An 18,760-nucleotide genomic window follows, 5' to 3' on the forward strand; every position below is an offset into this window, starting at 1 on the left:
GCCACGCCCTCGTGGTTCGAGGCGCTGAAGAAGCGCACCTCACCATGAGGGCTACTCTTGGTTCGGTGTTTCAGTAGCCCTCATGGTGAGGCGGGAGCGCAGCGACCCTCGAACCACGAGGGCGTGGCGCAATGTCTACTCCCCCAGCACCACTTCTCGCGTCATCTCGCCCGTCGCCTGATCGAACAGCGCCAGCGTGCTCACCCCGCCGATCGTATAGGTCACGTTGATAGCGCCATCGCTGACAACAGCCGAAACCACCTCGGCCCCGGCCGGCAGAACAACGCTTTCGGCCACGGCCGGCGGTGGGGTGTCGCGCATGGCGCGATAGACAAGGGCGAAGCCAATCGCCATAAAGCCCAGCAACAGGATGCCGATCGAGAAAATGAACGAGCGGCGCGCCTTCCCCAATATGGCAAGAGCTTCCGGCGTCAACGGCGCATCGGGCTTCTGTCCAGTCTCATCAGGATCGCTCATGGTCGAAAATACCGCTGCAGAGTTCGAGGGCGAGGAAGTCGAAGTCGTGGTCGATGCAGACATGGCCGGCGGGCGGCTCGATGCCGTGCTGGCCAGGGTCCACACCGTGCTGAGCCGTAGCCGCATCAAGGATCTGATCCTTGGCGGCGCCGTCAGCATCGAGGGCAAACCCGTCAGCGAGCCCAAATACCGGCTAACGGCGGGCGAGACAATCACCCTTCTTGCACCACCCCCGGAAGATGCCGAGCCGCTGCCGCAGGATATTCCGCTCGACATTCTCTATGAGGATGACCAGTTGATCGTCGTCAACAAGCCGGTGGGCATGGTGGTCCATCCCGCGCCCGGCTCGCCCGACGGCACGCTGGTCAATGCACTGCTGTTCCATTGCGGCGACAGCCTCGTCGGCATCGGCGGGGTCAAGCGGCCCGGCATCGTGCATCGACTGGACCGCGACACGTCGGGCGTCATGGTCGCCGCCAAGACCGAGACGGCGCACAAGCATCTCTCAGAACAATTCGCCGACCACGGCCGCACCGGTCCGCTGCATCGCGCCTATATCGCCTTTGTCTGGGGCTCGACCGAAACCGCCAAGGGCACAATCGACGCGCCACTGGGTCGCGACCAGAACAACCGGCTGAAACAGGCGGTGCGCAAGGACGGACGCGAGGCCATCACCCATTATTTCGTCGAGGCGCGCTTCGGCGGCGAGGGCTGGGACATTACCCGCGTGCAATGTCACCTCGAAACTGGCCGCACCCACCAGATCCGCGTGCATATGGCCCATATCGGCCACCCGCTGGTCGCCGACGCTGTCTATGCCTCAGGCTTTGCCACCAAGATCAACCGGCTGCCGCCTGACGTGGCGGCACCCATCCAGGCGCTGGGACGGCAGGCTTTGCATGCCGCCGAACTGGGCTTCGAGCATCCGGTGACCGGGGAAGAAATGTTCTTCGAAGCGCCGCTGCCGGAGGATTTGCAGGCGCTGGAGGATGCCCTGGAAGGATATGACAAGGCTTTTGCGCGGTAGGTGCCACGCCCTCGTGGTTCGAGGCTCACCAAGGGCTCGCACCTCACCATGAGGTCTACTCTTAGCTCAAATGTTCCGGTAGCCTCATGGTGAGGCGGGAGCGTAGCGACCCTCGAACCACGAAGGCGTGGCACGAAAGGCGGAACCTTCCGCAGGATTGCGCATTTGTAATCTTTTGGCGCCCTTACAATCGCCAAATTGCCGCCTATATATCCATCGTAGTCTGCCGATGGGCCGAATGGTCATCGCGGATTCATGTCCGCCCGTTCCATACGGGGGAGCCAGAAAGGGGTGCGCCATGGCCCAGACCAATCTTCCCGTCCTCTCCGCCGAAGGGGGCCTCAGTCGTTATCTTCAGGAAATCCGCAAGTTCCCCATGCTGGAGCCGGATGAAGAATACATGCTGGCCAAACGCTACAAGGAACATCAGGATCCCGGCTCGGCGCAGAAGCTGATTACCAGCCATCTGCGCCTCGTAGCCAAGATCGCCATGGGCTATCGCGGCTATGGCCTGCCCATTTCCGAGGTCATCTCGGAAGGCAATGTTGGCCTGATGCATGCGGTCAAGCGCTTCGAGCCCGAAAAGGGCTTCCGGCTGGCCACCTATGCCATGTGGTGGATCCGCGCCGCCATCCAGGAATATGTGCTGCGCAGCTGGAGCCTGGTCAAGATCGGCACCACCGCCGCCCAGAAGCGCCTGTTCTTCAACCTGCGCAAGGTGAAGGGCCAGATCGCCGCTTTGGACGACGGCTCGCTGCATCCCGACCAGATCGCCCAGATCGCCACCACGCTCAAGGTGAGCGAGGCCGATGTGGTGTCGATGAATGCACGCCTGTCGGGCGACGCGTCGCTGAATTCACCGATGCGCGCCGACGAGGGAAGCTCGGAATGGCAGGACTGGCTGGTGGACGATACGCCAAGCCAGGAAACCGCTCTGGGCGAGAGCGAGGAATATTCCGAGCGCATGGGTCTGCTGACCAATGCCATGGACGTGCTCAACGAACGCGAACGCGCCATCTTCCAGGCCCGCCGCCTGCAGGACAATCCGTCCACGCTGGAAGAACTGGCCCAGCAATATGACGTCAGCCGCGAACGCATCCGCCAGATCGAGGTGCGCGCCTTCGAAAAGGTGCAGGATGCCGTCAAGGAAGCGGCGCGGGCGCACTGAGCGGCGAATTGAGAATGCGGAAGGCGGGCTTGGGCCCGCCTTTTTTGTTGTGAGCATCAAGCTCAGCAGTCGACTCCCTCCCCCTTGCGGGGAGGGATCAAGGGTGGGCAGTCTGGCCCGGATATCGGGACTCTCGACCCCCACCCTAGCTCTGCTACGGCCCGTTGGGCTTAGCGGCGCTACCCTCCCCGCAAGGGGGAGGGTTGGCCGGCCGCACCTTATTGCCTGGCCGCGATCAAATCCCACAGCCGCTCCTTGCCCAGGATCAGCAGCCACGGCGTGTCATCTGCCGGCACGACTTCCACCGGTCCACCAATTCCCTCATTGGACGTGCCGATCAGCCCGCCGGGTTCCAGCGTCAGGCCATCCATCGGGTAGAACAGGCCGGTGGAGCGCGTGAAGCCGATCGGCAGCAGGGGATGAATCGAGACGCGCTCGCGAATACCGGCCGTAAAAGCGATCGGCCCCACCACCGCCAGCGCCACGTCGACCTCGTCGACCAGCAGCAGTTTTCGCGTCGGCGCATATTGCAACACGGCGCTGAGGGCGGCCAGCGTGTGATCCAGCCTTTTGCCGGTCATGCCCAGCGCCAGCGTCACCGGGGCGCTGGTGGAATAGAGCGCTTTCTGGAAATCGGTAGTGATCTGCTCGGGGATGTGGATGACGCGGGTGCGCTGTTCCCACGACGCCCGGTCGCTCAGCGAATCGAGATCGCCGATGATTGCTGATGGCACCAGGCCCGCGTCGCCGATGGCGTCGGCGCCACCATCGGCGCCCACCAGGGCCACGCCGCGGCCGGCCAGTTCCACCAGCAAGGCCGGATCGACGGCGCCGCCACCGACAATGGCCATGGGACCGTCGAATACGACCATGGGCGCATCCGCCGTGGCTACGGAAGTGTCTTGCACTGTCACTGATCTCTCATTAAGTGTCGGGCGTCTCGCTGGGGTGTTCCGGGAAACCGGAGCTGAGAGTTACCCATTGAACCTGAACCAGGTCATGCTGGCGGAGGAAGTTCGAGATGGCAAGGGCGTCTCGACGCCCCGCCATTGACACACATCCCTTCACTCATGGCCGCAAACCAAATGAAGGGAATGACCCATGGTCAAATTCGCTCCACTGGCGCTTGCGGTCCTATCCGGACTGTTCGCTGCACCGGCCTTTGCCGAAGAAGTGCCGATCCTCAAGATTTATACCTATGACGGCTTCGCCGCCGAATGGGGCCCCGGCCCCGGCCTCAAGGCGGGCTTCGAGGCCACTTGCGGCTGCGTGGTCGAATGGATCGCCGCCGACTCCTCCATCGGCACGCTGCGCCGCGTCCAGCTCGAAGGCGACACCACGGAAGCCGACATCATCGTCGGCCTCGACACCGCCATTGCGGGGGAGGCGCGTGCCACAGGCCTCTTCGCCGATCATGGACTCGACTTGTCCGGGCTGAGCCTGCCCACCGCCTGGACCGACGCGCAATTCGTGCCCTTCGACTATGCGCATTTCGCCTTCGTCTACGACACGGACAGCGTTGCGACGCCGCCGAAGAGCTTCGAGGAACTGATCGCCCTGCCCGACGACTTCAAGATCGTGGTGCAAGACCCGCGCTCGGCCACCCCGGGGCTGGGCCTGGTGCTGTGGATCGCCGCTGCCTATGGTGACCGCGCACCGGAAATCTGGGCCGGCCTCAAGCCCCACATCCTGACCGTGACGCGGGAATGGAGCGAAAGCTACAACCTGTTCCTCGAAGGCGAGGCTGACATGGCGCTGAGCTATACCACCTCGCCGGCCTATCACATTGTCGAGGAGGGGGACGACACCATCCATGCCGCCCTGTTCGATGAAGGCCACCTGGCCCAGACCGAAGTGGCAGGCATCCTCAAATCCTCCGACCATCAGGAGCTGGCGCGGCAATTCCTCGCCTATCTCGCTTCGGCGGATGGCCAGAAGGTGATCCCCACCACCAACTGGATGTTGCCGGTGGTTGACCTGGGCGCCGATCTCGACCCGGCTTTCGCGGCTTTGCCGCAACCGGACAAGACGTTGGTGCTCAGTGACGAGGAAATCGCTGCCAACAGCCAGCGCTGGATCGACGAGATGCTGGCGGCGGTGCAGTAGGGCTGCGGTCGTGTTGTTTGCTGCAGATCGCCCAGTCGACTCCCTCCCCCTCGCGGGGAGGGATCAAGGGTGGGGGGCGAGAGCCACGATATGGGGGCTCCCATCCCCCCACCCCAACCCTCCCCGCGAGGGGGAGGGAGCCGCCCGGTGGTTGGGACAACATCGCGTGCCGCCATGCTGACCCTGCCCCATCGCCCGCTGCGCATTGCCGCCGCTATCGCGCTGGCCACCGCCATCGCGGCGCTCATCGCCCTCGTGCTCTGGGCCATTCTTGCCGCCGCGACCGGCAGCGAAGGCAGTGCATTGCGCATCGATATTCCGCATCTTCTACGCATGACCACCATTCAGGCGGGGCTGACCACCGTTCTGTCCATCGCCGTCGGCATGGCCCTGGCCTGGGCGCTCAACCGGTTGCGCTTTCCCGGACGCGACCTGGTGGTCGGACTGTTCGCCTCGGCCATCGTCACGCCCGGCATGGTGGTGGCCTTCGGGCTGCTCTCCATCTGGGGGCGCAATGGCTGGATCAACCAGGCCAGCGAGGCGCTGTTCGGCTTTTCCATCGGCAATCCTGCCTTCGGCCTCAGTGGCATCCTCTTTGCCCATGTCGTGCTCGACGGCGCCTTTGCCGCGCGCATCATGCTGGCGCGGCTCGATGCCATTCCCACGCCGCGCCTCAAGACCGGGCAGTCGCTGGGGCTGACGCCGTGGCAGCGCTTCGCCATCATCGACTGGCCGGCCTTGCGCGGCACCGTGCCGGGGCTCGCCGCGATCATCTTCCTCCTCGCCTTCACCAGCTTTCCCATCGTGCTGCTGCTCGGCGGCGGGCCGGCCAACCAGACGCTGGAAGTGGCCATCTATGCCGCGGTGCGGCAGGATTTCGACCTGGCTGGCGCCGTGCGGCTGGCGGCAACGCAGATTGCCGTCTGCTCGCTGGTCATCCTCGCCGCTTCGGCTTTGGCGCCCATTCCCACCAGCTTCGGCGCCTCAGTCGCACCGCGCTGGCGCGACCAGGGCATTGCACGGGGATTGCAGGCCTTGGTGCTGGCGCTCTGCACCATCGGCTTCGTGCTGCCGCTGCTTTCGGTGCTGGTCGATGGGCTGGGCGCCGGCATTGGCCGCGTCGTGGCGCAACCCGCCTTCTGGTGGGCAACGGCGAGCAGCCTCGTCATTGGCACGGCCTCGGCTTTGCTGACGCTGGCACTGGCCCTGGTGCTGGCGCTGGGGCGCGGCGCTACCGGCAGCGGGCCTTTGCGCACGCTGCTGGGCATGCCGGCCTTTGCCTATCTCGCCGTGCCGGCCGTGGTGCTGTCGCTTGGCTTTTTCTTGGCTGTGCGCGAGCTCGGCTTAGCCCCCGCCACGGCGGCGCCCTTCGTGGTCATCCTGGCCAATAGCCTGCTGGCTCTGCCATTCGCCATGGCGACTTTGGGGCCACCACTGGAGGCCATTGCCCGCTCGCGCGGCAAGCTGATCCGTTCGCTCGGGCTCTCGGGATGGCGGCAATTCGTATCCGTGGAATATCCCCTGCTCGGGCGGGATATTGGCGTCATGCTGGCTCTGGCTTTTTGCTTCTCGCTGGGCGATCTCGGCGTCATTGCGCTGTTCGGCACGCAGGATTTCCAGACCCTGCCGCTGATGATGTTCCGGGCGCTGGGCTCCTATCGCGGCAATGATGCCGCGGCCATTGCGGCCATCCTGCTGGTTGGCACGATCATCGCCTTTGTCGGCTTGCCCAAACTGTTCGAGAGGATCGCCGATGCTGCGCGTTGAGAACCTGACCTTCGCCCATCCCGGCCAGACGACCCCCTATACGTTCTCCCTGGTGGCCCATGGCGGCGAAGTCACGGCCATTTCGGGCGCCAGCGGTTCGGGCAAGTCGACCCTGCTCGACCTGCTCGCCGGCTTTCTGACCCCGGCATCCGGCAGCATCGCGCTTGACCACCGGGACCTGCTGCCGCTGCCGCCGGAGCAGCGGCCGGTGTCACTTCTGCTGCAATCGGACAGCCTGTTCGAGCATCTGAGCGCGGCGAAGAATGTAGCGCTCGGCCTGCCGGCGGGGACGCCCAAGGCGGAAGCCCGGCGGCAGATCGCCGAAGCTCTGGCGGAAGTGGGGCTGGAGGGGATCGGCGAGCAGTTGGCCGGCACGCTCAGCGGCGGCCAGAAGCAACGCGTGGCGCTGGCGCGGACCTTGCTGCGGGCGCGGCCGGTGCTGCTGCTGGATGAGCCCTTTTCGGCGCTGGATGACGAAACGCGGGTGGCGGTGCGCGAGCTGGTGCGGGTGCTGACCATCCGCCATGGCTGGCACACGATCCTGGTCAGCCACCATGCCGACGATGTCGAAGCGCTGGCGGCGCGGAGATACGGGCTGGCGGAGGGCCGGCTGACGGCGGCCTAGCTCCAGGCTCTCCCGATCATGCCACGGTCGTCAGGCCCTACTCCGCCCAGGTGCCGAAGACCTTCTCGAACAGCGCCTGCGCCTCTTCATCCTTTTCGAGGGTGATGATGGCGTTGCGGCCAGTGCCATAGACCACGGCAAGATCCATCCAGCGGCGGTTTTCGAGCAGGTCCGTATTGGTCGCCGCATCGGCCGGCGTCGCGCTCAGCGCGAACAGGAACGAATTGCCCACCACGCGCGCCGAGGCGCCAACCAGTGCCGTGCCCGGCACCAGTTCCTGGTCCTTGAGCAGCACGCCCGGCAATGTGGAAATATTGCCGCCGATGAAGGTGTCGCTCACCTTGAAATCGACTTCCATCAGGTGGCTGGCCGGCAGGCTCGGATCGGAATTCTTGCGGATGGTGATATCGACGCCCAGGTTGCGCGCCGGGATGCTGGCCGCGCCGATCAGCGTCGGCAGGCCGAGTTCGTCGACGCCCTCGCTCCACTCCACCGTGCCCGAGAAGGGTACGGCGCCCGTGGTGCCGTCCTGGCTGGCTTCGAGCAGCAGTGACTGGCTGCCGGCGAGTACGGCAGGATCGACGGAAGCGGCAGGATCGGTCGCGGCCAGCGCGGTCGGCTCCTCGCCGGACAGGCGTTCCTCGGTCTTGATCTCGCCGCCGTTCACATCGGGCAGCACGGTCTCGTTGCCGGTCGGCTGCACCGGCTCCGGCGTCGGCTCAAGCCGGTCTTCGACCTGGAGGCCGCTGAGTTCGGCGCTGGCCTGGGCGGTCGCGGGGGTAGGTGCGGTATTGCCCGGCCCGGCCACGGCATCGTCTGCTGTTTCCACGGCCGGCACCGGATCGAGCGTCGGCGTGGCCGGCGTCGTCACGGCAGTCTCGGTCACCGGGGCCTGCGCCTGGCCGAACATCTGGTCGAGATCGACATAGCCCTCGCGCCACGCCCAGAAGCCCGCGCCGCCAACACCGGCGAGCAGGATGGCAAAGACCACGAGGAAAATCGTCAGGCCCGCGCCGCCGCGCTGCGCCGGCGCATCGGCAAAGCCGGCATCGTCGCTGTCATCGGTCCCGGCCGCTGCGGCCGGGGCCAGTTCGGCTGGATCGGGCAGGGTTGGAGCGGTTTCGCCGCGCGCTTCACGGTCGAGCACCTCGATGGCGCGTTCGATGACGTCCTGCGCCGCACTGGCATCGGGCTCGACATCGACTTCGCGCACGCTGGACAGCGCCGTCTCGACCGGCGGGGTCTCGATCACGGCGTCGGGCATCGCCACCTGACGGGCAGTGGCGTAGCCGCCCATCGAGGGCTCGATCCGGCTGGCGACACGCACCGGCTCGGATGCCGAATTGGCTGCCAATGGAATGGCGTCGCGGCGCGGCTCGAAGCTCGGCCCCTTGAGCGGGGTATCGAGCGACCGGACATTGGACGGAGACGGAACCGGCGATGTCGGGCCGGTCCGCACCGGCTGCACCCGGCCGACAATGGTGGGGATCGGCCGTATCTCCGGCTTGGGCTCGGGCGCCGGTTCAGGCTTGGCTGGCTCAGGCTTGGCCGCCTCGGCATCGTCGATCGGCGCTACTGCCGCGCCGGAGGCAGCCGAGGCCTGGCTGATGATATCCTCGATCGACATCGGGCCAGCCGCGGACGGCTTGGCCGTGGACTCGGCGGGCTTGGGCGGTTCCTCCGCTGCCACTGGCGCCGGCTTGGGCTTTTCTGCCTGAACGGGCTGGGGCAGCGTCTCGACTGGCTTCGCCGGTTCGGCAACCGGACGCGGGGCCAGCGCATGCTCGCGGCCCAGCGTGATCACGGCCTCGCTGGCTTCCTGCTCGACCTGACGGATGCAATCCTCGAGCTGCAGGCGGTGCTGGGTGATGTCGCGCGCGGGCAATGGGGGCGTAATGGCGCGAAGCTGTCCGACCAAAGCCGAACGCGCCTTCTCGTAGACGGCCCGCCGGGCCGCCCCATTATTCTCCGGCAGCGCCGTTATGGCGCGGCGCAACAGCTCCTTGTAGTCCGCCATTGGTTAGTTGGTACTCACAATTGCAGCGACACGTTGTAACAAAAAAACTCAGTCTTGGAATGGGTCAACGACAAGGATGGTATCCAGCCGTTCCGGGCTCGTCGACAGCATAGCGACCGGCGCCCCGATCTGCTCCTCGATATAGCGGACATATTTGATCGCCTGCGCCGGCAGATCGGCCCAGCTGCGGGCGCCTGCAGTGGTTTCCGACCAGCCTTCGAGCGTCTCGTAAACCGGCTTAACGCGGGCTTGTGCCCCCATTGAGGCAGGCAAATAATCAATCCGTGATCCATCGAGCTCATAGCCGACGCACACCTTGATCTCCTTGAGGCCATCGAGCACGTCGAGCTTGGTCAGCGCGATTCCCGATATGCCCGAGGTCTTGACGGTCTGGCGCACTAGTACCGCATCGAACCAGCCGCAGCGGCGCGGGCGGCCGGTATTGACGCCGACCTCGCGGCCGACAGTCGCCAGATGGCGGCCGATCTCGTCGTCCAGCTCGCAGGGGAACGGGCCTTCACCGACGCGGGTCGTATAGGCCTTGGTGATGCCAAGCACATAGCCGATGGCCGTGGGCCCGAGGCCCGAGCCGGCCGCCGCCTGCCCGGCCACGGTGTTGGACGAGGTGACGAAGGGATAGGTGCCGTGATCATTGTCGAGCAGCGCGCCCTGCGCGCCCTCGAAGAGGATGCGCGCGCCGGCCTTGCGCCGGTCGTCCAGCACCTTCCACACCTGGTCCATGAAGGGCAGGATTTCGGCGGCAACCGCCATCAGCTCGTCGTAAATCTTCTGCGCCTCGATCTCGACCAGGCCCATGCCACGGCGCAGCGCGTTGTGGTGGGCGAGCAGGCGCTCGATCTTGACCATCAGCGTATCGGGCTCGGAAAGGTCGATCAGGCGGATAGCGCGGCGGCCCACCTTGTCTTCGTAGGCCGGGCCGATTCCGCGCTTGGTGGTGCCGATCTTGAGACCGGAATTGGAATCCTCCCTGATCGCGTCAAGCTCGCGATGCAGCGACAGGATCAGCGGGGCATTGTCGGCAACGCGCAGGATTTCCGGGGTGATCTTCACGCCCTGCCCGCGCAGCTTGGCCATTTCCTGGACGAAATGGTGCGGATCGACGACGACGCCATTGCCGATGACCGACAGCTTGCCCTGCACCAGCCCCGAGGGCAGCAATGCCAGCTTGTAGCTCACCCCGTCGATGACCAGTGTGTGGCCGGCATTGTGGCCGCCGTGATAGCGCACCACCACATCGGCGCGCTCGCTCAGCCAGTCGACGATCTTGCCCTTGCCCTCGTCGCCCCACTGCGAGCCGACGACAACCACATTAGCCATTAGATTTACCTTCTCGTCAGGATTGGCGCGACACAAAGGGCCCGGCCGACACGGCCGCACCCTTCTCCTCTTGGACGTCTGTCCTCCCGGCCACCTTTGGTCGAATTTTGCCGATGGCCGAATAACTGCTAAGTCCTCATGTCCTTACATCACCCTGAAGACGATGACAAAGCCGCCAGAGAACCAAAATCGCGGCATTTCCGCCCGACTGCTCGATCAACCCTATCTGCTGCTGATTCTGGCGCCACTGTTCTGGGGCGGCAATGTGGTGGCCGCCAAGCTGGTGGTCGGGGAGATCGACCCCATCCTGCTGCTGGCCAGCCGCTGCGTGCTGGCGACGGCGGTCATCCTGCCCTTTGCCTGGCGCTACCTGCTGGCCGACTGGGCCGTGGTGCGCCGCCACTGGCTGGTGCTGATGGCCTTCGGCGCCATCGGCTATGCCTTGTTCAACGTCTTCCTCTATATGGGCCTCACCACCACCACGGCCGTCAATTCGGCCATCGAGCAGGCCTCTTTGCCCATGCTGATTCTGGGCGCCAATTTCATCGTCTTCCGGGTGCGCGCCCGGCTGATCCAGATCGTGGGCGTGCTGCTGGCTATATCGGGGGTCATACTCACCGCCACCCATGGCGACCCGACGCGCCTGTTGACGCTTGACGTCAATGTCGGCGACGGCTTCGTCATCCTCGCCTGCCTGGCCTATACCACCTACACGCTGGCTTTGCGCTTCCGGCCGAAAATGCACATCATGAGCTTCATGGCCGTGTCTTTCTTCGGCGCGGCGGTCACCGGCGTCATCATGCTGGCCTTTTCCGGTGGCGGGCTGGGCCAGGTGACGACGCTCGCCCATGCTTCGCCCACCGTCTGGGCCGTCATCGCCTATGTGGCAATCTTCCCGTCCATGTTCAGCCAGGTCTCCTATGCGCGCGGCGTCGAACTGGTGGGGGCCAACCGCGCCGCGCCCAGCCATAATCTCATCCCGGTTTTCGGGACTCTGGGCTCGGTCATCATCCTGGGCGAACGGCTGGAGCTTTATCACTACATTGCTGCCGCCATCATCATCTGCGGCATCGTACTGGCGGAATGGGCGGCCCGCCGAAAAATCTCCGCCCAGGCCTAGGCAGGGCACATCGATGTAACCATGTAGCACTCTCCGGTCACGAAACCGTGACCAACCACGGAGAGAGGACTCCATGAATACCCATCCTTCCCCCCGCCCGGACATTGCCAGCCTTGCCCGGACCCTGGCGGGCCGCGTCACGCTGCCGGGCGACCCGGAATATGACAAGAGCCGTGCCGTGCTCTTCGACCCAGCCAATTGCCGCCCGGCCGCCCTGGCCCGGGTCGCCCATGCGGATGACGTTTCCCAGGTGATCGGCTTTGCCCGCCGGCATGGCTTCGACATCGCCATCCGCGGCGGCGGACACAGCTCATCCGGTCACGGCACCGTAAATGGCGGCATCGTCATCGACTTGCGCGATCTCGCCGACGTCTCGGTCGATCAGGCGAGCAAGACCGTATGGGTGGGCGGCGGCGCGACGGTGGGCGCCACGCTCAAGATGCTGGCGCCGCACGGCCTCGTTGTCGGCTTCGGCGATTCGGGCGATGTCGGCGTGGGCGGCATCGTCACCGGTGGCGGCGTGGGCTACCTGTCGCGCCTGCATGGCGTCACTGTCGATTCCGTCCTCGCCGCCGAAGTGGTGCTGGCCGATGGCCGCGTCGTCATTGCCAGCCCGCAGAATGAGCCGGATCTATTCTGGGCTATCAGGGGCGGTGGCGGCAATTTCGGCGTGCTGACGCGCATCCAGTTTCAGGCGCAGGAGCTGCCGGCTTTCAGCGGCGGGCTATTGGTATTGCCCGGCACGGCCGAAGCGATCACCGCTTTCACTGCTGCCGCGCAGGCGGCGCCCGATGCATTGTCGGCCATTGCCATGGTCATGCCGGCGCCACCGGCGCCCTTCATTCCCGAAGCGATGCGCGACCAGTTGATCATCTTCGCCCTCATGGCCTATGCCGGCCCGGACGAAACGGCCGGTGCCGCCCTTGCGCCCTTCCGCGCCCTCGGTCCGATCCTCGATACAGTCAAGCCCGGGCCTTTCCTCGACCTCTACGAAGGTGCGGGAGGCGAGCCGCCAGGCCTGCCCGAAACGCGGACATTCTTCGTCGATCGCATCAGCAAGGATGACGCGCGGACCATTGCCGGCTTCCTCACCGAATCCGACAGCACCATGCGGATGGTGCAGATTCGCGTGCTCGGAGGCGCCGTGAACCGGGTGCCCGCCGACGCCACGGCCTATGCCCATCGCGATGCCCAGATCATGGTGTTCCTCGCCAATTTCTACAGCGACCAGGCTGACCGGCCGCAGCGCATCAAATGGGTGGAGGACCTGATGTCGGCCCTGCGACAGGACAATGAGGGGGTCTATGTGAACTTCCTCGGCGACGAGGGCGCGGCCCGCACCCGTGCCGCCTATCCCGGCCGCACCTGGGACCGGCTCCGCAAGATCAAGCGGCAGTATGACCCGCACAATGTGCTCCGGCGGAACCAGAATATCCCACCGGCGGAATGAACGAAGGCCGGTCCAATGGGCCGGCCTCACTCATCGAATAGCTCTGCATGGGTTCCGGCGCGAACGAAGATGACGAGGCCGGCCTTGCCGGTGTCGTCCAGCTTGTAGGCCAACAGGAAATCACCGCCGATATGGCATTCCCGATGGCCGACCCATTCGCCCTTCAGCGGATGATCGAGCCATTCCGCACCTAGCGGGCCCTCATTGGCAATCAGCAAAAGCATGGCCTGCTTGAGCCGGTTCAAATCGTAACGACCGGACCGGGACAGCCGCTCCCAATCCTTGTGGAACGTCCTGGTATAGTCGGCTGCCCGTGGAGGCGCCGCCCGCTTACTGTCCGCTGTTCGTTTCAAGATCGGCAAACAGTTCGTCGGCGGTTACGAAGCGGGCCTTGCGCGCACGGACAATCTCGTCCGCTTCGGCCATGGCGGCGCGGGTTTCGGCGTTCGGCACCTTGAGTTCGAACGGCAATGCCTGCTCGACAACCACCCGGTGCAGGAACAGCCGCACCGCGTCGGAAACGGACAGGCCCATGGCATTCAGCGCTTCCGTCGCCTTTTCCTTGGTTTCGTCGTCCACGCGTACGTGGAGCATCGAACTATGTACAGCCATGGCTCTATCTCCTACCCGGGCAATATGTATCTCAAACGAGATACAGTCAAGGCTTCTGCCTTGCTATCCAACGGAGAATGTCCCTCTCCCACATGGAGAGAGGGACGAAGCGATGCCTAAAACCGCAGCGCCTTGGCCTGCTTGACGCCTTCCAGCGCAGCGATTTCGGCGAGCTGGGCTTCGGTCAGCGTGCCGTCGATGGAGACCAGCGCGATGGCGTCCGAACCGACATCGACGCGGCCCAGGTTGAAGTTGGCGATGTTGATGCCGAGCTTGCCCAGCAATGTGCCCAGGCGCCCGATATGGCCCGGCTTGTCCTCGTTGGTGACATAGAGCATGGACGGCGTCAGTTCGGCCTCCATGTTGATATCCTTGACCTGGATGATGCGCGACTTGCCATTGGCGAACAGCGTGCCGGCCACGCCGCGCACCTGGCGCTCGGTGGTGACGGTCAACCTGATATAACCCTCATAGGCGCCCTGGCGGTCCCGCGTCGTGGTCTCCACCGTGATGCCGCGATCCTTGGCCACCTGGGGAGCCGAGACCATGTTGACGTCGCCCAGCGAGGGCTTCAGCACGCCGTTGACGGCGGCCGCGATCATCGGCTTGACGTTGAGATCGGCCACATTGCCTTCGAACTCGATCTTGATGCCCTTGATCGCCGTCTCGGTGAGCTGGCCGGCAAACAAGCCGAGATTTTCAGCGAGCTTCACCCAGGGGGTCAGGATCGGCGCTTCCTCGGCCGAAATGGAGGGGAAGTTCAGCGCATTGGTGATTTCCCCGCTCATCAGATAGGCCGAAATCTGCTCGGCTACCTGCAGGGCGACATTTTCCTGCGCCTCGGTGGTCGCTGCACCCAGATGGGGCGTGCAGATGACATTGGGCAGCTCGAACAGCGGATTGTTCTGTGCCGGCTCTTCCAGGAAGACGTCCAGCGCCGCACCGGCCACATGGCCGGATTTAAGCGCTTCGTAAAGCGCCGCCTCGTCGATCAGCCCGCCACGGGCGCAGTTGATGATGCGCACGCCCTTCTTGGTCTTGGCGAGGTTTTCGGCATTGAGAATGTTGCGGGTGGCGTCGATCAGCGGCGTATGCAGCGTGATGAAATCGGCGCGGGCCAGCAGCTCGTCCAGCGTCACCTTTTCCACACCCAGCGTCTGGGCGCGTTCCGGCGTCAGGAACGGGTCATAGGCAATAACCTTCATCTTGAGGCCGATTGCACGGTCGGCCACGATCGAGCCGATATTGCCGGCGCCGATCAGGCCCAGCGTCTTGTTGGTGACTTCGACGCCCATAAAGCGGTTCTTTTCCCACTTGCTGGCGCGGGTCGAGGCATCGGCTTCGGGCAGCTGGCGGGCCAGGGCCATCATCATGGCAATGGCATGTTCGGCAGTGGTGATCGAATTGCCGAAGGGCGTATTCATCACGATGATGCCCTTCTTGGTCGCCGCCGGAATGTCGACATTGTCGACGCCGATGCCGGCGCGGCCGATCACCTTGAGATTGGTCGCTGCAGCGATGATCTTTTCGGTGATCTTGGAAGCCGAACGGATGGCCAGGCCATCATACTGGCCGATGACTTCGAGCAGCTTGTCCTTGTCCTTGCCCAGATCGGGCAGGTAATCCACCTCCACGCCATTGTCCTTGAAGATCTGGACGGCGGTGGGGCTCAGCTTGTCGGAAACGAGAACCTTGGGCATTGGAATTTCCCTGAATGAGTGCGGCCACAGGCCGGTGACAAATTGAGAGACCCCCTCCCTCAATCCCTCCCCTCAAGGGGGAGGGAGGCGCCAGCCGAGACAACTGCATTGGTGGCTCTATTGCTCCCCTCCCCCTTGAGGGGAGGGGCCGGGGCGGGGGTCGTTGTGTCTAGGCGGCGGCCTTGTTCAGCGCCGCCAGTTCTTCAGCAAAGGCATAGTCCAGCCACGGCACCAGCGCGGTCAGGTCGGATGTTTCCACCGTGGAGCCTGCCCAGATGCGCAGGCCGGAGGGGGCGTCCTTATAGGCGCCGATGTCATAGGCCACGCCCGCCTTGTCCAGCCGGGCCACGATGGCTTTGGCGAAAGCGGCCTGCTGGTCGGCAGCGAGCGCGGTCACGGCAGGATCGACGATGGAGAGGCAGACCGAGGTATTGGAGCGATTGGCCGGAACCTTGGCCAGGAAATCCACCCATGGGGTTGCGGCGACCCAATCGGCCAGCACTTTGAAATTGGCATCGGCACGCGCCTGCATGGCCGAAAGACCTCCCAGCGACTTGCCCCATTCCATGGCATCGATAGCGTCCTCGATGCAGATCATCGAGGGCGTGTTGATGGTCGCCGCCTCGAACACTTCCTCGAGCAGCTTGCCGCCCTTGGTCAGGCGGAAAATCTTGGGCAGGGGCCGATCCGGCTTGAAGGTTTCGAGGCGCTCGACGGCGCGCGGCGACAAAATGAGAACGCCATGAGCGGCCTCGCCACCCAGCGCCTTCTGCCAGGAGAAGGTGACCACATCGAGCTTGGCGAAATCGAGGTTTTGCGCGAAAGCCGCCGAGGTGGCGTCGCAGATGGTCAGGCCCTTGCGGTCAGCCGCGATCCAGTCGCCATTGGCGACGCGCACGCCCGAGGTGGTGCCGTTCCAGGTAAAGACCACGTCGCGGTCGAAATCGACCTGACCGAGATCGGGCAACTCGCCATAGGGCGCCTTGATGATGCGGGCATCTTCAAGCTTGAGCTGCTTGCTGACATCGGTGACCCAGCCCTCGCCGAAGCTTTCCCAGGCCAGCATGTCGACCCCGCGGGCGCCGAGCATCGACCACAGCGCCATTTCGACGGCGCCGGTATCGGAAGCGGGGACGATGCCGATACGATAATCAGCCGGAACCTGCAGCAGTTCGCGCGTCAGGTCGATGGCGCGCTGGATGCGGGCCTTGCCGGGCTTGGAGCGGTGCGAACGACCGACCAGCGCATTGGCCAGCGCTTCCACCGTCCAGCCAGGACGCTTGGCACAGGGGCCCGACGAAAAATTCGGATTAGCCGGTTTCACCGCCGGCGCGGTCAGGGGCATTGCAGCCATATCAAGCGACCCTCCCAGGTCTATGCGTCTCGCGTTAGGGCGAGATGTCCTGAGGCGGGAGATACGCCCGATCGGGTGTGGCCGTCAATGGACTTGTGCGGCATTCGACCAAAGCGGTAGAGATCACCCGATCCGGCCGCCCAGTTCGTCTTCAACATGGATGCCGATGATCTCGTCGAAGCTCGAATCGCCGCGAAAACCAAGGGTTTTGGCGCGGCTGGCCTCGAAGGCCTTGGGCCAGCCTGCGACAATGTCGGCAATGACCAGGTCGGGCACTCGCCGGATCAGTGCCGTGGCTTTGGCGCCGGCAATGCGTCCCAGCGCTGCGATCTCCTCGCCCACCGTGGCGGCAAGGCCCGGCATGGTCAGGTTGCGCTGGTTCCCTAACAGGGCCGTGTCCAGGCTGGCCGCGTGCAGCAGGAAGCCAACGGCGGCGCGCGGGCTGGCAAACCAGTGCCGGACCGAATCGGCGACCGGCAGAATGGCTTCCTGCCCTGCCAGCGGCTCGCGAATGATGCCCGAAAAGAAGCCCGAGGCGGCCTTGTTGGGTTTGCCGGGGCGCACCACGATGGTCGGAAGGCGAATACCAACCCCGTCAACGAAACCACGCCGCGAATAGTCCGACAGCAGCAGTTCGCAGATGGCCTTCTGCGTGCCGTAGCTGGTGAGCGGGGTATGGTGCTGGGTGTCGCCGATCACCTCCGGCAGTGGTTCGCCGAAGACGGCGATGGAGGAGGTGAAGACCAGGCGCGGCCAGTAAGGCGTAGTCTGGCCCGCGAGCCGGATGGCTTCCAGCAGGTGCCGGGTGCCATCGAGATTGATCCGATAACCCTTCTCGAAATCGGCCTCCGCCTCGCCCGAGACGATAGCGGCAAGGTGGAAGATCAGGTCTGGCCGGTCGGCCACTAGCTGGCCCGCGACTTCGGGAGCCGAAAGATCGGCGGCGGCGGTGGTAACCGTTATGGCACTCGCGGGTGCCTCGGGCGCAACCACATCGGCCAGTACCAGGCTGCCGATCGCTCTACCTCCGACATGCCCCTCCGCCAGCAGGGCCGCGGTCAGCTTGCGCCCCACCATGCCGGCAGCACCAATCACCAAAACCTTCATCTCGCTCCCCATCTCGCTTATGGGGGAGCTTAGCCTCTCGGCGGGAGTCGGGGGACAAAAAAACCGGCGCCCCGCAGGGCGCCGGTCTGATCTGTTCCGAACCAGGCGGGCCGTGGCTAACCCGCCACGCCCGATCAGTTGAAGCGGTAGCGCACCGTGCCGCGCACTTCATGCACCCAGGCATTGGCGATGGAATAGGGGTTGGCCGGAGCGCTGTTGGCGAGCGAGTTGATGTAGAGGGCCCGATAGCCGATATCGGCAACGACCTGGCCGAAATCATAGCCCGCGCCGATCATGCCGGCTGCGGCAAAGCTGGTATTGCCGCCACGTGTATCGGGAACGCCCGGGCCGGTGGTGATCATGCTGTTGAAGGCCACGCCGGCACCGGCGCCGACATAGCCGAACGCGCCGCCGGCAGCACCATAGCCGCCATTGCCGAAGCCGAAATCGTAATAGGCGTTGGCCAGCAGGACCGTGGAGCGCAGCGACAGCTTGTGGACGCCGTTGGCCAGGTTTGCCGAGCCGGCAATGGTCGTCTGCAGGCCTTCATTGACGAGGTAGTCGCCGGTCACGTCGAAGCGCAGGCCGGTTCCGGTCTCGAAGCCCGCGCCGGCACCGATGGAATAACCATAGCCCCAGCCATCGATGGCGAAGGCCGTGTCGGGGATGCCCGAAGGATGGTTCACTTCCTTGGCCCAGAGCAGGTTCAGGCCGGCGCTGCCGCGCAGGTAGAACGAACCGGACACGCCGTAGTCCACATCGGGGATTTCGATGATCGGCGGATAGTAGGGAAGATCGGCGGCGATTGCCTGCCCACCGACAACAGCAGCGCTTGCCACCATCATCGTAGCGATGAACTTACGCATGAAACGTCCTTTGGGTTGCCACGACA

General features: G+C 64.7%; 17 protein-coding genes and 1 riboswitch. Of the genes, 7 read left to right on the forward strand and 10 right to left on the reverse strand.

The window, feature by feature from the left end; genetic code table 11:
- Nucleotides 1-135: 135 nt before the first annotated feature.
- On the reverse strand, nt 136-477 hold the full coding sequence (locus ASD04_RS08440) for a DUF6476 family protein (protein WP_156461169.1): 342 nt from the start codon (nt 475-477) through the stop codon (nt 136-138).
- On the opposite strand from ASD04_RS08440, the gene ASD04_RS08445 reads away from it, so the two are divergent.
- Entirely contained in the window at nt 476-1,504 is a 1,029-nt protein-coding gene (locus tag ASD04_RS08445; protein ID WP_056255309.1) for an RluA family pseudouridine synthase, read from the forward strand. The genes ASD04_RS08440 and ASD04_RS08445 overlap by 2 nt on opposite strands.
- 298 nt (nt 1,505-1,802) lie before the next feature.
- Complete coding sequence (gene rpoH, locus ASD04_RS08450) at nt 1,803-2,672, forward strand: RNA polymerase sigma factor RpoH (RefSeq protein ID WP_056255311.1); 870 nt, start codon at nt 1,803-1,805, stop codon at nt 2,670-2,672.
- Between the two features lie 218 nt (nt 2,673-2,890).
- Here rpoH and ASD04_RS08455 read toward each other — a convergent pair whose 3' ends face one another.
- On the reverse strand, nt 2,891-3,544 hold the full coding sequence (locus tag ASD04_RS08455) for a thiamine diphosphokinase (RefSeq protein ID WP_056255312.1): 654 nt from the start codon (nt 3,542-3,544) through the stop codon (nt 2,891-2,893).
- Nucleotides 3,545-3,606: 62 nt separating this feature from the next.
- A riboswitch (TPP riboswitch) is annotated at nt 3,607-3,703 on the forward strand.
- Nucleotides 3,704-3,773: 70 nt separating this feature from the next.
- Between ASD04_RS08455 and thiB the strand changes: the two genes are divergently transcribed.
- From thiB to ASD04_RS08470, 3 genes are all read left to right on the forward strand, one after another.
- Nucleotides 3,774-4,778 carry a thiamine ABC transporter substrate binding subunit gene (gene thiB / locus ASD04_RS08460; protein ID WP_056255314.1) on the forward strand — a complete coding sequence of 335 codons (1,005 nt, stop codon included), beginning with the start codon at nt 3,774-3,776 and terminating at the stop codon, nt 4,776-4,778.
- A 147-nt stretch (nt 4,779-4,925) separates the two neighbouring features.
- Nucleotides 4,926-6,545: a thiamine/thiamine pyrophosphate ABC transporter permease ThiP gene (locus ASD04_RS08465; protein ID WP_156461170.1), complete on the forward strand. Its 1,620-nt coding sequence runs from the start codon at nt 4,926-4,928 to the stop codon at nt 6,543-6,545.
- Entirely contained in the window at nt 6,532-7,170 is a 639-nt protein-coding gene (locus ASD04_RS08470; protein WP_056255318.1) for an ATP-binding cassette domain-containing protein, read from the forward strand. The genes ASD04_RS08465 and ASD04_RS08470 overlap by 14 nt, the downstream gene beginning before the upstream one ends.
- Before the next feature lie 37 nt (nt 7,171-7,207).
- Here ASD04_RS08470 and ASD04_RS08475 read toward each other — a convergent pair whose 3' ends face one another.
- Entirely contained in the window at nt 7,208-9,187 is a 1,980-nt protein-coding gene (locus ASD04_RS08475) for a hypothetical protein (RefSeq protein WP_056255319.1), read from the reverse strand.
- Between the two features lie 48 nt (nt 9,188-9,235).
- Complete coding sequence (locus ASD04_RS08480) at nt 9,236-10,525, reverse strand: adenylosuccinate synthase (protein WP_056255322.1); 1,290 nt, start codon at nt 10,523-10,525, stop codon at nt 9,236-9,238.
- A 163-nt stretch (nt 10,526-10,688) separates the two neighbouring features.
- Between ASD04_RS08480 and ASD04_RS08485 the strand changes: the two genes are divergently transcribed.
- Complete coding sequence (locus ASD04_RS08485; protein ID WP_056255323.1) at nt 10,689-11,645, forward strand: DMT family transporter; 957 nt, start codon at nt 10,689-10,691, stop codon at nt 11,643-11,645.
- A 73-nt stretch (nt 11,646-11,718) separates the two neighbouring features.
- Nucleotides 11,719-13,095: an FAD-binding oxidoreductase gene (locus ASD04_RS08490; RefSeq protein ID WP_082531079.1), complete on the forward strand. Its 1,377-nt coding sequence runs from the start codon at nt 11,719-11,721 to the stop codon at nt 13,093-13,095.
- Nucleotides 13,096-13,121: 26 nt separating this feature from the next.
- On the opposite strand, the gene ASD04_RS08495 is transcribed toward ASD04_RS08490, so the two are convergent.
- From ASD04_RS08495 to ASD04_RS08520, 6 genes are all read right to left on the reverse strand, one after another.
- Nucleotides 13,122-13,457 (reverse strand): type II toxin-antitoxin system YafQ family toxin, encoded by a 336-nt coding sequence (locus tag ASD04_RS08495; RefSeq protein WP_210168353.1) that lies wholly within the window; start codon nt 13,455-13,457, stop codon nt 13,122-13,124.
- Nucleotides 13,426-13,707 (reverse strand): type II toxin-antitoxin system RelB/DinJ family antitoxin, encoded by a 282-nt coding sequence (locus ASD04_RS08500; protein WP_056255325.1) that lies wholly within the window; start codon nt 13,705-13,707, stop codon nt 13,426-13,428. Before ASD04_RS08500 ends, ASD04_RS08495 begins: the two co-directional genes overlap by 32 nt.
- Nucleotides 13,708-13,823: 116 nt before the next feature.
- Complete coding sequence (gene serA, locus ASD04_RS08505) at nt 13,824-15,407, reverse strand: phosphoglycerate dehydrogenase (RefSeq protein WP_056255327.1); 1,584 nt, start codon at nt 15,405-15,407, stop codon at nt 13,824-13,826.
- Nucleotides 15,408-15,576: 169 nt separating this feature from the next.
- On the reverse strand, nt 15,577-16,752 hold the full coding sequence (locus ASD04_RS08510; protein WP_056255510.1) for a phosphoserine transaminase: 1,176 nt from the start codon (nt 16,750-16,752) through the stop codon (nt 15,577-15,579).
- Nucleotides 16,753-16,884: 132 nt separating this feature from the next.
- The gene (denD, locus tag ASD04_RS08515; RefSeq protein WP_056255328.1) at nt 16,885-17,868 is read right to left on the reverse strand and encodes a D-erythronate dehydrogenase; all 984 of its coding nucleotides are present in this window, start codon (nt 17,866-17,868) and stop codon (nt 16,885-16,887) included.
- Nucleotides 17,869-18,002: 134 nt separating this feature from the next.
- Nucleotides 18,003-18,734, reverse strand: coding sequence for a hypothetical protein (locus ASD04_RS08520; protein WP_056255330.1), 732 nt, complete (start codon nt 18,732-18,734; stop codon nt 18,003-18,005).
- Nucleotides 18,735-18,760: the final 26 nt, after the last annotated feature.

The organism is Devosia sp. Root436, from assembly GCF_001426345.1.
Taxonomy (GTDB): domain Bacteria; phylum Pseudomonadota; class Alphaproteobacteria; order Rhizobiales; family Devosiaceae; genus Devosia.

What these genes read in the sequence shown, in the direction of transcription:
- thiB (WP_056255314.1), top strand. Translation starts at nt 3,774, where the DNA reads ATGGTCAAATTCGCTCCACTGGCGCTTGCGGTCCTATCCGGACTGTTC.
- denD (WP_056255328.1), bottom strand. Translation starts at nt 17,868, where the DNA reads ATGAAGGTTTTGGTGATTGGTGCTGCCGGCATGGTGGGGCGCAAGCTG.
- ASD04_RS08500 (WP_056255325.1), bottom strand. Translation starts at nt 13,707, where the DNA reads ATGGCTGTACATAGTTCGATGCTCCACGTACGCGTGGACGACGAAACC.
- ASD04_RS08470 (WP_056255318.1), top strand. Translation starts at nt 6,532, where the DNA reads ATGCTGCGCGTTGAGAACCTGACCTTCGCCCATCCCGGCCAGACGACC.
- ASD04_RS08455 (WP_056255312.1), bottom strand. Translation starts at nt 3,544, where the DNA reads ATGGTCGTATTCGACGGTCCCATGGCCATTGTCGGTGGCGGCGCCGTC.
- rpoH (WP_056255311.1), top strand. Translation starts at nt 1,803, where the DNA reads ATGGCCCAGACCAATCTTCCCGTCCTCTCCGCCGAAGGGGGCCTCAGT.
- ASD04_RS08445 (WP_056255309.1), top strand. Translation starts at nt 476, where the DNA reads ATGGTCGAAAATACCGCTGCAGAGTTCGAGGGCGAGGAAGTCGAAGTC.
- ASD04_RS08510 (WP_056255510.1), bottom strand. Translation starts at nt 16,752, where the DNA reads ATGCCCCTGACCGCGCCGGCGGTGAAACCGGCTAATCCGAATTTTTCG.
- ASD04_RS08490 (WP_082531079.1), top strand. Translation starts at nt 11,719, where the DNA reads ATGAATACCCATCCTTCCCCCCGCCCGGACATTGCCAGCCTTGCCCGG.
- ASD04_RS08480 (WP_056255322.1), bottom strand. Translation starts at nt 10,525, where the DNA reads ATGGCTAATGTGGTTGTCGTCGGCTCGCAGTGGGGCGACGAGGGCAAG.
- ASD04_RS08440 (WP_156461169.1), bottom strand. Translation starts at nt 477, where the DNA reads ATGAGCGATCCTGATGAGACTGGACAGAAGCCCGATGCGCCGTTGACG.
- ASD04_RS08475 (WP_056255319.1), bottom strand. Translation starts at nt 9,187, where the DNA reads ATGGCGGACTACAAGGAGCTGTTGCGCCGCGCCATAACGGCGCTGCCG.
- ASD04_RS08485 (WP_056255323.1), top strand. Translation starts at nt 10,689, where the DNA reads ATGACAAAGCCGCCAGAGAACCAAAATCGCGGCATTTCCGCCCGACTG.
- ASD04_RS08520 (WP_056255330.1), bottom strand. Translation starts at nt 18,734, where the DNA reads ATGCGTAAGTTCATCGCTACGATGATGGTGGCAAGCGCTGCTGTTGTC.
- serA (WP_056255327.1), bottom strand. Translation starts at nt 15,407, where the DNA reads ATGCCCAAGGTTCTCGTTTCCGACAAGCTGAGCCCCACCGCCGTCCAG.